Genomic DNA, 14,704 nt, shown 5'->3' with positions numbered 1-14,704 from the left:
TTATAAGTCCAAGTAACGATAAAAAGCCCTCACATAAAAGTTTATATGAGGGCTTAATTGATCTTATGGCATGGTTGGAACTTCTTCAGGACGCATATCGAAAATCAAAATTTCGGCATGATCACCATTGGTAAACGATAAGCTTCCACCTTCACGAATACGTGCAGCATCGCCGGTGTTAAAGGTTTTACCATTTACATCAACACGACCTTTAGCAACGTGTAGGTACACATAACGACCATCAGGAATCACAAAGTCAGCAGTTTCTTCACCATCAAAAAGACCTGAGTAAATATTAATGTCTTGTTTGATCGATAAAGTTTTCTCGCCACCTTTTGGTGAGATGATCAAATGCAATTTACCGCGTTTGTCTGCTTCATCAATATGAACTTGTTGATAGCCTGGCTCTGTATTCACTTCATTTGGAACAACCCAAATTTGCAAGAAATGAACGCCTTCTTGAGCTGAGTGGTTAAATTCACTATGAGCAACACCACGACCTGCACTCATCAGCTGAATGTCACCCGGCACAATCACAGAGCCTGTACCCATCGAGTCTTTATGCTCTAATGCACCTTCAAGTACATAGGAAATAATTTCCATATTACGGTGAGGGTGAGTACCAAAGCCTTTAGATGGAGCAACGTTATCATCATTAATTACAAGTAGATCCGAAAAACCAACTTGTTTAGGATCCCAATAGTTAGCAAATGAAAAGCTATGTTTTGATTGTAACCAACCATGATGTGCTGCACCACGCTCGTGAGATAAACGCATATCAAACATGATGTATTCTCCTGATTTAATTTTTTATCTGAATACAGTTTATCGTAGCGTTTATTGGAATGAAGCTATGAAAATAGAAAGCTTGGTGCGATTTATAGAACGATGAAACTTGGACGTAATTTTGCTAGTCAACCAATAGAGTTAAAGGAGAAAAAAATTTTTAAATAAGATGAAGATTTCTTTGAGATGAATTTTTACTTTCCATGCTAAACATGCAACATAGAAATTAGTCGCTAAAGAAACAATTTTAAAGAAAAGTACATTAACGAAAATAGCTCCTTTTTATCTCATTTAAAGCTTAGCAAATAAAAAGAAATTTCAAGCCGTATACACATTTGTCTATGCTCTATCTTTAAAATAACTTAAGAGTTAAAACCGATAAAAAGATAATATTAAAAATAACTAAAATAAGCTCTTATTAAATAAAGTTACTTTTCAATGGAAAAGTTTAATATTTAGTAGGTTTTTTAATGATATTTTTAAAATAACTTTTATTTTCAATAATTTGAATAAGAGTGTGTTATTGTAAATAAATGTGAAAATATTCACAAAGCTATAATTTTTTGTTAAGATCATTAACATTAAAAACATAGAGATAATAATAATGATCAATAAAGTATTAATAGTGTTGTGTGTGGGTATTGTCTTTGTATTAGGGTATTGGGCTTATTTAGATACTCAAAATAAAAGACATCAAGAGCTAATGCAGATCATACAAGAAGCTGAAAAAAATCTGCAAAGTATCGAACGAAATCCGAATCATGCTCATCACAGCAATTTAGCTTCTTTTCATATGCAACAATATATAGGTGAGAAAAAAATTATTTTCTAACAATAACGAGCTATAAATTTCTAACTTTTTACAGTGTCATTGGTCATATCTTTTCATAAATTTTGATCATGTTTCTGTTGAATCTGTTAAACTTATTGAACGTATAGTAAAAAAGCTGCATAGGGGTTATGCAGCTTTTTTGTGTTTCAAGAGGGGCTGTGGTTGTTTGCTATGTATAAAGCTAGAAAACAAATGAGTGGCATATTTGTTGCTTCTTAAATTTGAGATTCTTGTTTATAGGACTGAACAGAAAAACAATATTGTTCAGCGACCTACATAGACGTAAATATTCCACAGTTCAGATTTTGCATAGAGGCTACTTATGGCGGCGCCCAATTCTTCGGCAGGCTGGTTAGAGCGTTTATTTAAGCTAAGCGACAATAAAACCACTTTCCGAACTGAAGTTCTTGCTGGTGTAACTACATTCTTAACGATGTGTTATATCATTATTGTCAATCCACTCATTTTATCTGAAACCGGCATGGATCATGGTGCCGTATTCGTTGCAACCTGTTTGGCAGCAGCAATCGGATGTTTAGTAATGGGGATCATTGCTAATTATCCGATCGCACTGGCCCCTGGTATGGGTTTAAACGCTTACTTTACCTACTCGGTTTGTATGGGAATGGGCGTGCCATGGCAAACAGCTTTAGCCGCTGTTTTTGTTTCAGGCCTTGTCTTTCTTGCAATTAGCTTCTTTAAAATTCGTGAAGCGATTGTTAATGCGATTCCAATGTCACTTAAGTTTGCAATCGGCGGTGGTATTGGTTTGTTCCTAGCGCTGATTGCACTAAAAAATGCTGGAATCATTGTTGATAACCAAGCGACATTAGTCGGTTTGGGCGATATCAAACAGCCTACAGTATTATTAGCGCTATTCGGATTTTTAATGATTGTGGTTTTACACCAATTAAAAGTTCGTGGCGCAATCATTATTAGTATTTTAGTTGTTACGGCCATCGCTACTGCTTTAGGTTTAAATGAATTTAAGGGTGTAGTGGGTCAAATTCCTTCAATTGCACCAACATTCATGCAAATGGACTTTGAAGGTCTATTTACTGCAAGTATGGTTGGCGTCATTTTCGTATTCTTTATTGTCGACTTGTTTGACAGTACAGGTACTTTGGTTGGTGTTTCACACCGTGCAGGTCTTTTACAAGACGGTAAATTACCTCGTTTGAAGAAAGCATTATTTGCAGACTCTACTGCAATCGTTGCAGGTGCCGCATTAGGTACATCTTCAACTACACCATATATCGAATCAGCTTCAGGTGTAGCAGCAGGCGGACGTACTGGTTTAACTGCTGTTGTGGTTGCAGTCTTATTTATCTGCTGTTTATTTTTAGCACCTCTTGCTCAATCTGTACCAGGTTTTGCAACGGCGCCAGCTTTATTGTTCATTGGTGTGTTGATGATCCAAGGGATCACTCACATTGATTGGGATGATATTACTGAAGCTGTTCCAGCATTTTTAACCATTGTATTTATGCCATTTACCTATTCTATTGCTGATGGTATTGCAATGGGCTTTATTAGCTATGCATTAGTTAAATTATTCACGGGTAAGGCAAAAACTGTACCGTACATGGTATGGATTATTGCTGCGCTTTGGGTATTTAAATTTATCGCGTTTGGCGGTTAATATGATTTTTTATAATTTTCTTCTTGAGCTATCTTAGACATAGTTTTCAATAAGAAGAAAATTATAAAAGGGTGTGATTTTGACCACACCCTTTTTCTTTAGACGTGGAGTTAATATGAATCAAGTCGAGCTGATTCGCGCCTTACCAAAAGCCGAATTGCATGTACATATTGAAGGGACTTTCGAACCTGAATTAATGTTTGCAATTGCCCAGCGCAATCAGATTCAGATTCCTTACAAATCTGTTGAAGAAGTAAAGCAAGCTTATAACTTTCATAATCTTCAATCATTCTTAGATATTTACTATGCTGGCGCGAATGTTCTTGTACATGAACAAGACTTTTATGATTTAGCATGGGCTTATTTTGAGAAATGTGCCGAAGATCATGTTGTTCACACAGAAATGTTCTTTGATCCGCAAACCCACACAGACCGTGGTGTTGCATTCTCAACTGTGATTAATGGTTTAAAGCGTGCGTGTGCAGATGCCAAAGCTAAGTTTGGTATCAGCTCTCAACTGATTATGTGTTTCTTACGTCATTTGAGTGAAGAAGCTGCATTTGAAACACTTGAACAGGCTTTGCCATTTAAACAAGATATTATTGCAGTCGGCCTTGATTCAAGTGAAGTAGGGCATCCGCCAGCTAAATTTGAACGTGTTTTTGCTAAGGCGCGTGAAGAAGGTTTCTTAATCGTTGCTCATGCTGGTGAAGAAGGTCCTCCTGAATATGTATGGGAAGCTTTAGATCTACTTAAAGTGAATCGTATTGATCATGGTGTGCGTTCTGAAGAGGATGAACAATTAATGACGCGTTTAATTAATGAAAAAATGCCATTAACGGTTTGTCCTTTAAGTAATTTAAAGCTATGTGTTGTTAAGGATATGAAAGATCACAATATCCGCCGTCTTTTACAAAAAGGCGTACATGTGACGGTTAACTCAGATGATCCTTCATATTTTGGTGGATATATGAATGATAATTTCTTTGCCATTCAGCAAGCATTAGACTTAAACAATGATGAGTTGAAACAACTCGCAATTAATTCTTTTGAAGCTTCTTTCATTTCAGATGAAGAGAAACAAAAGTGGATTGCAGAAATCCAAAAAATCTAAATAAAAAAACCGCCTGTGATAGGCGGTTTTTTTATACATCAGGTTTATTTAGGCTGTTTAGTCATACTATTTAAAATATTGTCTTTATCAATAAAGTGATGTTTTAAAGCTGCAAGTACATGCCCAACAATAAGAAAACCTGCAAACCAAGAAATATAAATATGTAATGGTTTAACAACAGCTAAAAGCTCTGGGTTATCTTGCACTAGACGCGGAATTTCAAATAAATATAAAACAGGGGCAGGGTGACCAGCACTCCAACTAAACAAGCAACCAGTGACAGGTAAAGCCACTAACATTACATAAAGGAATAGATGACCCACGTGTGCCAGAGTTTTCATCATCGGTGACATGGTGTCAGGTAGTTTTGGAGCTGGATGTGTATAGCGCCATAAAATCCGGATAATTACTAAAAAGATAATGGTGGTTGCAATATTCTTGTGCAACGTAATCACATCACCTTTAAAGCTGCCATCAACGTCATAGCTTAAAAAATTTCCACTATAAAAGCCAATAACCCATGCGACGATGAAAATAATTGCCATCACCCAATGCAGAATTTGTGCGGTACGGGTGTAATACTGAGAGGAAGCAGCAGGCATAAAAGACCCTTTTTTTGTCGTTTTGATTTGTGATTTTAGGGGAAAGCACAGATTTTGAGAAATGTTTTAAATGTGACAGAGCGTGCTAAAAACAGAACGTTTTACCCCAAAAAAAGTATTTGATGAGCTGGGTTTCGGTCGGCAAAATAGTTTGCATAAATGCATCAAATTATTTGTTTCTTCTAAAGTTGAGTTTAGGCACAATACGCGCTGCCAACGTTCAATCAAAGGAAAAAATGATGAAAAAATTGATGCTCGCTCTAGCACCAGTTGTTTTAGCTTTAACAGCATGTGCAACAACTACAGGCACTGGTACAGGTGCTGCTTCTGCACAAACCACAACTCAACAATTGGGAGTTGCTGCGTTAAAGGTTGCTGTAAATGCGAAATGTATTACAGAGATTAATAATGTTGCAGCTTGGAAAACAGCAACAAAATATATGACTGCTGAGCAACGTGATAGCATCCAAACGAATGTGTGTGGTTGTGTGAGCGAAAAGGCTCCAAACAGTGTGACAGCAGTAGAATTAGCTGCAGCTGCACTTGATGTAAATACACGTGCTACAATCGTAAACCAAGTGGTTTCTAAAACTGTAAACGCTTGTGTGGCAGAAGCTTTACAAAAGTAATTAATAAATTATGTGTTAAAGAAGGCTGATTACTATTGATCAGCCTCTTTTGTTTAAAGGTAGTGAGTCGATGTTTATTGCTGGTGTAGATGAAGCGGGACGGGGGCCTTTAGTAGGTTCGGTTGTGGCAGCGGCCGTTATTTTAGATCCGAATAATCCAATTTTAGGATTAAATGATTCTAAAAAATTAACTGAAAAGAAACGTGAAAAGTTGTTTATTGAAATACAAGAAAAAGCCTTAGCTTGGTCAATTGCTGAAGCAACTCATGCTGAAATTGATGAGCTAAATATTTTACAGGCGACTTTTTTGGCTATGCAACGCGCTGTAGATGGCTTGAAAACTCAACCTCAAAAAGTGATTGTCGATGGTAATCAAATTCCGAAAGGAATTATTATTCCTTGTGAAGCCATTGTTGGTGGAGATGCAAGCCATGCTGAAATTAGTGCAGCAAGTATCTTGGCAAAAGTCACGCGTGATCGACAAATGGCAGAATTAGATCAGCAATATCCGTTATTTGGTTTTGCCAAACATAAAGGATATCCAACCAAAGCACATTTTGAAGCGATTGCCGTGCATGGCGTGATTGATCAGCATCGTCGTAGTTATGCACCTGTTAAACGTGCTTTAGGTCTATAAATACAACCACTTAAAAAATTTAAAGCGACTATAAAGTCGCTTTAATTAGGGAGAGAACAACTTCATACTAACGATTGAAGTTTTTCTGTGCATAATTATCATCTTCATAAGAAACTTGATAATCTTGATCAAGATGTTGAAGGTGTTCATGCATTGCACGTTCATGTTGAATACGTTGATAAATTTCTTCGCGATGAACAGAAACCTCTTTTGGTGCATTCACACCAATACGAACCTGGTTTCCTTTGACGCCAAGCACAGTAACACTGACTTGATCCCCAATCATTAATGTTTCCCCGACACGGCGGGTCAGAATCAGCATGTTTATCTCCTTGCTAAACGCTTAAAACTGCAATATTGGTACCCAAATAAAAAGCTCAACCTCAGTTTTCAGTCAGATTCTAACAGAAATATGAGAACAAAGTCATATTTTGATAATCTCTGCCAAAAAACTTTCCGTTTAATATAACAGAGCCGCTATAAAAAAAACTATAGCGGCTCTGTGTTTTCTTTGATTATTGTCGGACAAGTAAACATTTTTTAATGAATTCTTGACCGGTTGGTAAAATTAAGCGCGGGCGCTGCTTTCACCATGTTCACGATCTAAACCAAAAGCGGTATGTAAGCAGCGAACAGCAAGTTCAAGATATTTCTCGTCGATAATCACAGAAACTTTAATTTCAGAAGTTGAAATCATAAGAATGTTGATACCTTCATCAGCAAGGGCTGTGAACATTTTGCTCGCTACACCTGCGTGTGAACGCATACCAACACCAACGATAGACACTTTAACGATGTCATCACGTGTTGAAACTTCACGTGCGCCAATATTTTTAGCAGTTTCGTTTAAGATTTTTTCAGCTTTCGCTAAATCAACACGGTTTACTGTGAATGTGAAATCTGTAGTGCCATCTTCTTCAACATTTTGCACTATCATATCGACTTCGATATTGGCATCACTTACTGGTGATAAGATTTTAGAAGCAATACCTGGTTCATCAGGTACACCTAAAATCGTTAATTTTGCTTCGTCACGGTTAAAAGCAATACCTGCAATAATTGGCTGTTCCATAGTATCTTCTGCCTCAGTAGTAATGAGTGTACCAACATTTTCTTTAAATTCGTCGTCAAAAACGCCGTCGTCGTCATTATCAAAGCTTGATAATACACGTAAAGGAACTTGATATTTCCCGGCAAACTCTACTGAGCGAATTTGTAAAACTTTAGAACCTAATGATGCCATTTCTAGCATTTCTTCAAAAGAAATACGGTCAATTTTTTTGGCTTTAGGAGCAACGCGAGGGTCAGTGGTGTAAACACCATCTACATCAGTGTAAATCTGGCATTCGTCAGCTTTTAAAGCAGCAGCAAGAGCAACACCAGAAGTATCTGAACCACCTCGACCTAGTGTTGTGGTATTTCCATTAGCATCAAAGCCTTGGAAACCAGCAACCACAATAACACGGCCTGCATCTAGGTCATTGGTCATGACATCTGTATCAATAGACTCGATACGCGCCTTGGTAAATGCACTGTCAGTTTTAATACCGACTTGACGTCCGGTATAGGATTTAGCTTCCACACCAATCGAATTAAGTGCCATAGCTAACATGGAAATCGTCACCTGTTCACCGGTTGAAACCATTTGGTCTAACTCACGTGGGTCAGGTGTTTCGGTAATGGCTTTAGCGAGAGCAAGTAAGCGGTTTGTTTCACCACTCATTGCAGATACGACCACAACAACCTTGTGACCGTGATCATGCCAACGCTTCACACGACGAGCAACATTTAAAATGCGCTCGGGGGTACCCATAGAAGTACCGCCATATTTTTGAACGATTAATGCCATAGTTGTTCCATATAAGCCATGACCCTGAGAGGCTTTTCAGGGTCAGTTACACAAAAAGTGAAGTCTTATTTTTGTTCAAGCCATGCAGGTAATGCTGCGATAACTTGTTCAAACTTCTCGTTAAGTGGCGCGCCACCTTGTGCTAAGTCAGGTTTACCACCACCTTTACCACCTAACTCGGTTGCTAAATGTTTGATGATGTCACCTGCTTTTAGAGTTGCAGTGTATTGTGATGCAACTGAAGCAAGTAGGCTGACTTTGTCACCCTCTACACCAGCTAACACAATAACTGCATTCTCTAATTTCGATTTAACACTGTCGTGTAAGTTGCGAAGTGATTTTGCATCTACACCTTGAACAGTGGTAATAAGCGTTTGACGACCAGCAATGGTTTGTACCTGATCAATCAATTCTGACGCTTGGAAGTTTGCCAATTTCTGATTGAGCTGTTCAATCTGCTTTTGTAATGCAGAAACCAATTCAACATTGGCTTGTACACGCTCAACAGTTTGGTCTTTCTGTGCTTTTAATAACCCATTAATGTGCTGGATATCAGCATCAGTTTTTTGTACTACATCTAGCGCTTTAGTACCTGTAACAGCTTCAATACGACGTACACCAGCAGCTACACCACCTTCAGAAGTGATTTTGAATAAACCAATATCACCTGTACGTTTAACGTGGATACCACCACAAAGTTCAATTGAGAAGTTTTTCTCATCAATAATTGAACCCATAGAAAGTACACGTACTTCATCACCATATTTTTCACCGAACAACATCATGGCACCTTTAGCTTTTGCAGCCTCGATATCAAGAAGTTCGGTTGTTACAGCACTATTTGCAATAATTTCTGCATTCACTAAGCGCTCAACTTGTTGTAACTGTTCAAAAGTTACAGGTTGGTCATTAGCAAAGTCGAAACGTAAGATATCGCTTGCAACTAAAGAACCTTTTTGTTGTACATGTGAACCTAAGATTTGACGAAGGGCAGCATGTAATAGGTGAGTTGCAGAGTGATTACGTGCAGTTGCTTCACGAATGTCTGCTTTAACAATCGCTTCAACATTTTGATCTGCTTTAAGGCTACCAACGGTCACAATACCTTGGTGAACAAATGCACCGCCTGACTTTTTAGTATCTTGAACTTCAAAAATACCAGTTTCGTTTTTGAAGATACCAGTATCACCAATCTGACCACCACTTTCAGCATAGAAAGGAGTTTGGTTTAAAACGATAAGCGCTTCATCACCTTCAGAAACTTCTTCAACTTGTACGCCATCTTTATAGATCGCTACAATTTGACCTTGACCAGTGGTGTTGATGTAACCATCAAACTGAGTTTCGCCTTCAACTTTTACAATGTTGTTGTAGTCGACTGCAAACTTACCAGCATCACGAGCACGTTGACGCTGTGCTGCCATTTCTACTTCAAAACCAGCTTCATCAATAATAAAGTCACGTTCACGTGCAATATCAGCAGTTAAGTCTGTCGGGAAGCCGTAAGTGTCGTAAAGTTTAAATACAGTGGCACCAGGAATCGTCTTATCTTTTAATTGAGCAAGCTCAACTTCAAGTAGTTTTAAGCCTTGCTCAAGTGTTTTAGCAAATTGTTCTTCTTCACGAATTAAAGTTGCTTCAATCACATCTTTACGAGCTGCAAGCTCTGGATATGCATCACCCATAACTTCAATTAAAGGTTGCAACATTTTGTAGAAGAACGTACTAGTTGCACCAAGTTTATTACCGTGACGAACAGCACGGCGGATAATACGGCGAAGTACATAACCACGACCTTCATTACTTGGGTTTACACCATCAGCAATGAGGAAACAGCATGAACGCGCATGGTCTGCAACAACACGTAAAGAAGGCTGACCTTGGTCTTCAATACCAATAATATTTGCAGCAGCTTTTAATAGGTGTTGGAACAGGTCAATGTCGTAGTTCGAATTAACATGTTGCAATACAGCAGAGATACGCTCTAAGCCCATACCTGTATCAACAGACGGAGCAGGAAGAGGGTGAAGCACGCCATCAGCAGTACGGTTAAACTGCATGAAAACGTTGTTCCAGATTTCAATGAAACGGTCACCGTCTTCTTCAGGTGAGCCTGGTAAACCACCCCAAATGTGATCACCATGGTCAAAGAAAATTTCAGAACATGGACCACATGGGCCAGTATCACCCATTGCCCAGAAGTTGTCAGATGCGTATTTTTCGCCCTTATTATCACCAATACGGATAATACGTTCTGGCGCTAAACCGATTTCTTTGTTCCAGATGTCGTAAGCTTCGTCATCGGTGTGGTAAACCGTGGCATAAAGTTTATCTTTTGGTAAAGCAAGCCATTGTTCGCTGGTTAAAAATTCCCATGCGAATTTAAGCGCATCACGTTTGAAATAATCACCGAATGAGAAATTACCTAACATTTCAAAGAATGTATGGTGACGTGCAGTGTAGCCAACGTTGTCTAAGTCATTGTGTTTACCGCCAGCGCGTACACATTTTTGAGATGTAGTTGCACGCACGTAGTCACGTTTCTCAAGACCTAAAAAGCAGTCTTTAAACTGGTTCATCCCAGCATTTGTAAATAATAAAGTTGGGTCGTTGGCAGGAACAAGAGAACTCGACGCGACACGTGTATGCCCTTGCGTTTCAAAGTAGCGCAAAAATGCTTCACGAATTTCAGCAGATGTCATTAAACGAGTACTCACAACCAAGTCACTCCATATTTTCGAATTTGGCTAAATGTATCAATGCCTGTTTGTTTTATGCCAAACCTTAGCATGTGATACGGGGCTTATTTTTTAAAAACGCTAAATTGTAGCGGAAAAACCCCACCGAACCAACGATTTTAAAAGGAATATCTTACAAAACTGTGATTTGGCTAAAAATCTATATTCAATTGGCCTTGACGTGCTTTACTATATGCCTTCTTTAGTTTGTAGTTTTGTTGATAAGGATAGGTCATGCAACGTATCGCCATTAATGGGTTTGGTCGGATTGGACGTAATGTTTTACGCGCCTGGTTCGAAAGCCCAAAACAATTTCATTTTGAAATCGTGGCGATTAACGATATAGCTGATGTTCAGACATTAGTGCATTTATTTAAATATGATTCTACGCACGGCCGTTTCAATGGCAATGTAGATATATTGATTGAAAATGAAAAAGTTTTTTTGAATATTCAGTCAAATCAACGAACGCTAAAAGTTGAGGTTTTAAAGCAGAAACAACCTGAACTTTTACCATGGTCTAGTTTAGATATTGATGTGGTACTTGAGTGTACAGGACTGTTCCGTTCTCATGCGGATGCGACACGTCATCTACAAGCAGGGGCGAAGCGGGTCATTATTGGGGCGGCACCTTTTGATCATGTTGACGCAGCCATTGTTTATGGTGTGAACCATAATGAAGTCAAAGTGACTGATCAGATCATATCAAGCGTTTCATGTACTACGCAGGCTTTGGTTCCATTAGTCAAAATCATTGATGATGCTTTCGGTATTGAAACTGCGCTTATGACAGAAATTCATGCAGTGACAGCAGATCAATCTGTTCTTGACCACGCACATCGTGATTTACGTCGTGCTAGAGCTTCAGGGCAAAATATTATCCCGACCACATCTAGTGCACTCGGCGCATTAAAACGTGTCATGCCTAAAATGGAAGACCGTATTGATGGTTATTCAATTCGTGTACCAACTATTAATGTGGCGGCAATTGACTTAACTTTTATCGCGCAATCTCCAATTACTGTGCATCACATTAATGAAATACTAATTAAAGCATCTCAAACAGACTATGCAGAAATTATGGCGGTAACAGATGAGCCATTAGTTTCGAGTGATTTCAATCATTCACCTTATTCACTCATCGTTGATTTAACTCAAACTATGGTTGTAGGGCATCAAGCTAAAGTATTTGCTTGGTACGATAATGAATGGGGCTATGCAAATCGTTTATTGGATCTGTGTGATTCTTTCTAAATATGATTTTAAATCATTTAAGGGTGTTAAATTAATACCCTTTTTATGGTTGTTAATTTCTAATATGAAAAGTTCAAATAATTAAAATTCTAAATATTAGTGTTGTGTAAAATTATATCTATTTGTATGATTCGCAAACATTAAAATTTTAATTATAGAGTTCATATGAAATTTAACTCAAAAAGAATAAGTGGTTTTTTAATTTTTACATCTACTATTATTTTAGCTGCTTGTGGTGGTGAAGGCTCAGATCAAAATATCCATGATCAAGCTGAAAATAATTTAGAAAAAGAAGACAAAATTTACCAAGTCTATTATCAACCTTCTGATATTTCTTCAGGTATCTATAGCGATTCTTTTGAAATTACTCAATATTCAATTAAGAATAATGAAATCTTTTTTGTAAAGTCACATAATCAACCGCTAGAAACTGAACTTTTAACTGAACAGAAAGTTTTAAATAAAGGGACCTTACAAACACATACTGTGAAAAGGTTAACACCAAGCAGTTGGACGTATGAATTAACGCCTGATTTGAAAGAAAATTTAAAATTTGAAATTGTGAATTTAGAGGGTGAAAATATCTTTGATCGTGTATTACCGGGCTATAAAGAAAATAAAAATTTAGAAACGGGCCTTCACAATCAACTTGATAAAAATTTAATAGATTTCTACCAAAATTATAAGAATGTTAGGTTTCCAAAAAATAGTTATTGTTATCGTTTAAAAGAAACTCAATGGAATCAATCTTATATTTCTTATATATCTAGTTTTAATTCAAATCCTTCGTTTAGTGAGAAAAAGCAGTCAATTGTCGAAAGATATAATAACTTAGGCCAAGATAAAAAGTATTTTAGGCTTCTAAATTCGCAGTGGTATGGTTATAACTTAACTGTTTTAGAAAACTTAGAAACTGGTGATATTCAAAGCGCATTGGGAAATAATAATAACCAGTCTGCTTTTTTTATTAATTTTATATCAAGTAGTCGGTGGGATGCTGATAGAAATTTAGCGTATGAAAAGTCTCATCTGTATTCTGCCGACGATAACCCGCTTAATAATGTGCATTCATTAATTGCTTTCAGACAAAAGCTAAAAATCGCAAATCTTGAAAAAGGTTGCTTTGCTTTTAATACTCAAGCAGCTCAAGCTATTCAAAGATTAAATCTGGTTAACTGGCAACAAGGAGATAGCTCAGATATTGGCCCATTCTTTGGTCGAAGAACTTTTGTCTATGATATGAGTGAATGAGAATAAGGTGTTGAATATTATTGTTAATTCATGAAATCTTCTTTTTGACTTTAGAGTTTATTAAGAAAGATTTATGCAAATTGTCAGGTGCATGGCACAAAGTATCATGCTACACTAAGAGAAATCGGGTGTGTTCCCGATTTTTTTATGTGGGGTCGTTCCACGTTGATCAGATTTTAGGCTTGAAATATGACCATTTCAGAGACATGGTTGCTGCCTGACGGGGTAGCAGATGTATTGCCGGAACAGGCGCAAGTCATTGAAAAACTTCGCCGTGAAGCTTTAGATTTCCTCGCGGTACGAGGTTATCAATTGGTATATACACCATTTATCGAATACATCGAATCGTTGTCTTCATTATCAGAATCAAATCAAGACTTAGATTTAGTAACTTTTAAGGTCATTGATCAGCTCTCAGGCCGTTTACTCGGTGTTCGTGCTGATATGACGCCACAAGTTGCACGTATCGATGCACATGTAAGACCAGTTGAAGGTGTTGCACGTTACTGTTATTCAGGGACTGTATTACATACTAAACCACAAAATTTCAATGCCACACGTGCACCTCTACAATTAGGTGCAGAGTTATACGGGCATGACAGTATCGAAGCTGATGTCGAAATGGTCGATGTTATGCTGGGGTTGATCGAGAATATCTACACTTTACAAGGCGCACATCTAGATTTGGGCCATGTAGGGTTGTTCCGCAGTTTAGTAAAATGTGCTGGACTGTCAAAAAATGAAGAGCATGAGCTTTCAGATCTTTATCAAAGAAAAGCGTTACCAGAGTTAGCTGAATTTACTCAAAACCTCAATATGGGTTCTGATTTCTATGCACTTGGCCGCTATTCTAGTGATCTAGAAGCATTGCAGGCGAATTTAAGTGCAAACATCTTACAAGATGCTGAGTTTAAATCAGCATTAGATGCACTTAAAACGACACTTGCGCAAATTAAAGGCCGTTGGCCAAATCTCAATATCGGTATTGATGTTGTAGAGCTACGTAGTTATCACTATCACACTGGCTTAATGTATGCGGTCTATGCACCGAATCGTGCTGCGCCTTTAGCGCAGGGTGGTCGTTATGATGGTATTGGTGAGCACTTTGGCCGCGCACGTCCTGCTACTGGCTTTAGTTGTGATTTATATGCCTTGGGTGCAAATCAGTTCGCCGAAATCGAAACTGTTGTTGCTCCAAAAGGCTCAGAACAGGATTTACTCTCAGCAATTTCGAATGCACGTGCTCAAGGTTTACGTGTAGTTCAATTGTTAGGTAATGATGATTTAAGTTCTATTCCATATGCGACCCATCAACTTGTGTCGCAAAATGGACAATGGAATATTGAAAAGATTTAATCGCCAACGGTAAA

Annotated in this window: 13 protein-coding genes; 8 read left to right on the top strand and 5 right to left on the bottom strand. The window is 37.9% G+C overall.

Features of this window, described 5'->3' with window-relative positions; genetic code table 11:
- Nucleotides 1–63: 63 nt before the first annotated feature.
- Nucleotides 64–786, bottom strand: a complete 723-nt coding sequence (locus B806_RS0112700; RefSeq protein ID WP_017386374.1) for a pirin family protein — start codon at nucleotides 784–786, stop codon at nucleotides 64–66.
- Nucleotides 787–1,390: 604 nt separating this feature from the next.
- Between B806_RS0112700 and B806_RS0112695 the strand changes: the two genes are divergently transcribed.
- The 3 genes from B806_RS0112695 to B806_RS0112685 all read left to right on the top strand — a co-directional run bounded on the left by B806_RS0112695 (nucleotide 1,391) and on the right by B806_RS0112685 (nucleotide 4,374).
- Nucleotides 1,391–1,618, top strand: a complete 228-nt coding sequence (locus tag B806_RS0112695) for a hypothetical protein (protein WP_002163179.1) — start codon at nucleotides 1,391–1,393, stop codon at nucleotides 1,616–1,618.
- Between the two features lie 322 nt (nucleotides 1,619–1,940).
- A complete protein-coding gene (locus tag B806_RS0112690) occupies nucleotides 1,941–3,260 on the top strand; it encodes an NCS2 family permease (RefSeq protein WP_005070381.1) in 1,320 nt (439 codons plus the stop codon).
- 115 nt (nucleotides 3,261–3,375) lie between these two features.
- Complete coding sequence (locus B806_RS0112685) at nucleotides 3,376–4,374, top strand: adenosine deaminase (RefSeq protein WP_017403116.1); 999 nt, start codon at nucleotides 3,376–3,378, stop codon at nucleotides 4,372–4,374.
- A 44-nt stretch (nucleotides 4,375–4,418) separates the two neighbouring features.
- Here the strand turns inward: B806_RS0112685 and B806_RS0112680 are convergent, their stop codons facing one another.
- A complete protein-coding gene (locus B806_RS0112680; protein ID WP_017403115.1) occupies nucleotides 4,419–4,976 on the bottom strand; it encodes a cytochrome b in 558 nt (185 codons plus the stop codon).
- A gap of 239 nt (nucleotides 4,977–5,215) precedes the next feature.
- On the opposite strand from B806_RS0112680, the gene B806_RS0112675 reads away from it, so the two are divergent.
- Nucleotides 5,216–5,605, top strand: a complete 390-nt coding sequence (locus B806_RS0112675; RefSeq protein WP_005076998.1) for a hypothetical protein — start codon at nucleotides 5,216–5,218, stop codon at nucleotides 5,603–5,605.
- Between the two features lie 70 nt (nucleotides 5,606–5,675).
- Complete coding sequence (gene rnhB, locus B806_RS0112670) at nucleotides 5,676–6,242, top strand: ribonuclease HII (protein ID WP_002163155.1); 567 nt, start codon at nucleotides 5,676–5,678, stop codon at nucleotides 6,240–6,242.
- A gap of 67 nt (nucleotides 6,243–6,309) precedes the next feature.
- On the opposite strand, the gene csrA is transcribed toward rnhB, so the two are convergent.
- The 3 genes from csrA to alaS form a co-directional block, all read right to left on the bottom strand.
- Nucleotides 6,310–6,564, bottom strand: a complete 255-nt coding sequence (gene csrA, locus B806_RS0112665; RefSeq protein ID WP_000906487.1) for a carbon storage regulator CsrA — start codon at nucleotides 6,562–6,564, stop codon at nucleotides 6,310–6,312.
- Nucleotides 6,565–6,810: 246 nt separating this feature from the next.
- Nucleotides 6,811–8,091: an aspartate kinase gene (locus B806_RS0112660; protein ID WP_002115333.1), complete on the bottom strand. Its 1,281-nt coding sequence runs from the start codon at nucleotides 8,089–8,091 to the stop codon at nucleotides 6,811–6,813.
- A gap of 65 nt (nucleotides 8,092–8,156) precedes the next feature.
- A complete protein-coding gene (gene alaS, locus B806_RS0112655; RefSeq protein ID WP_025466698.1) occupies nucleotides 8,157–10,793 on the bottom strand; it encodes an alanine--tRNA ligase in 2,637 nt (878 codons plus the stop codon).
- Nucleotides 10,794–11,063: 270 nt separating this feature from the next.
- Between alaS and B806_RS0112650 the strand changes: the two genes are divergently transcribed.
- The 3 genes from B806_RS0112650 (at nucleotide 11,064) to B806_RS0112640 (ending at nucleotide 14,690) form a co-directional block, all read left to right on the top strand.
- Nucleotides 11,064–12,083, top strand: a complete 1,020-nt coding sequence (locus B806_RS0112650) for a type I glyceraldehyde-3-phosphate dehydrogenase (protein WP_014206186.1) — start codon at nucleotides 11,064–11,066, stop codon at nucleotides 12,081–12,083.
- Nucleotides 12,084–12,248: 165 nt separating this feature from the next.
- Nucleotides 12,249–13,334 (top strand): hypothetical protein, encoded by a 1,086-nt coding sequence (locus B806_RS0112645; protein ID WP_017386372.1) that lies wholly within the window; start codon nucleotides 12,249–12,251, stop codon nucleotides 13,332–13,334.
- Nucleotides 13,335–13,523: 189 nt separating this feature from the next.
- On the top strand, nucleotides 13,524–14,690 hold the full coding sequence (locus tag B806_RS0112640; RefSeq protein ID WP_014206187.1) for an ATP phosphoribosyltransferase regulatory subunit: 1,167 nt from the start codon (nucleotides 13,524–13,526) through the stop codon (nucleotides 14,688–14,690).
- Nucleotides 14,691–14,704 lie beyond the last annotated feature (14 nt).

The sequence above is a fragment of the Acinetobacter sp. TG2027 genome, from assembly GCF_000302435.1.
Lineage (GTDB): Bacteria > Pseudomonadota > Gammaproteobacteria > Pseudomonadales > Moraxellaceae > Acinetobacter > Acinetobacter pittii.
The sequence above is the reverse complement of the archived record's forward strand: the minus strand, read 5'-3'. Positions and strand labels throughout refer to the sequence as shown.

Bases quoted from the DNA above. Each gene is read 5' to 3' on its own strand.
- B806_RS0112690 (WP_005070381.1), top strand. From the start codon at position 1,941: ATGGCGGCGCCCAATTCTTCGGCAGGCTGGTTAGAGCGTTTATTTAAG.
- B806_RS0112645 (WP_017386372.1), top strand. From the start codon at position 12,249: ATGAAATTTAACTCAAAAAGAATAAGTGGTTTTTTAATTTTTACATCT.
- alaS (WP_025466698.1), bottom strand. From the start codon at position 10,793: ATGACATCTGCTGAAATTCGTGAAGCATTTTTGCGCTACTTTGAAACG.
- B806_RS0112700 (WP_017386374.1), bottom strand. From the start codon at position 786: ATGTTTGATATGCGTTTATCTCACGAGCGTGGTGCAGCACATCATGGT.
- rnhB (WP_002163155.1), top strand. From the start codon at position 5,676: ATGTTTATTGCTGGTGTAGATGAAGCGGGACGGGGGCCTTTAGTAGGT.
- csrA (WP_000906487.1), bottom strand. From the start codon at position 6,564: ATGCTGATTCTGACCCGCCGTGTCGGGGAAACATTAATGATTGGGGAT.
- B806_RS0112675 (WP_005076998.1), top strand. From the start codon at position 5,216: ATGAAAAAATTGATGCTCGCTCTAGCACCAGTTGTTTTAGCTTTAACA.
- B806_RS0112650 (WP_014206186.1), top strand. From the start codon at position 11,064: ATGCAACGTATCGCCATTAATGGGTTTGGTCGGATTGGACGTAATGTT.
- B806_RS0112640 (WP_014206187.1), top strand. From the start codon at position 13,524: ATGACCATTTCAGAGACATGGTTGCTGCCTGACGGGGTAGCAGATGTA.
- B806_RS0112680 (WP_017403115.1), bottom strand. From the start codon at position 4,976: ATGCCTGCTGCTTCCTCTCAGTATTACACCCGTACCGCACAAATTCTG.
- B806_RS0112695 (WP_002163179.1), top strand. From the start codon at position 1,391: ATGATCAATAAAGTATTAATAGTGTTGTGTGTGGGTATTGTCTTTGTA.
- B806_RS0112685 (WP_017403116.1), top strand. From the start codon at position 3,376: ATGAATCAAGTCGAGCTGATTCGCGCCTTACCAAAAGCCGAATTGCAT.
- B806_RS0112660 (WP_002115333.1), bottom strand. From the start codon at position 8,091: ATGGCATTAATCGTTCAAAAATATGGCGGTACTTCTATGGGTACCCCC.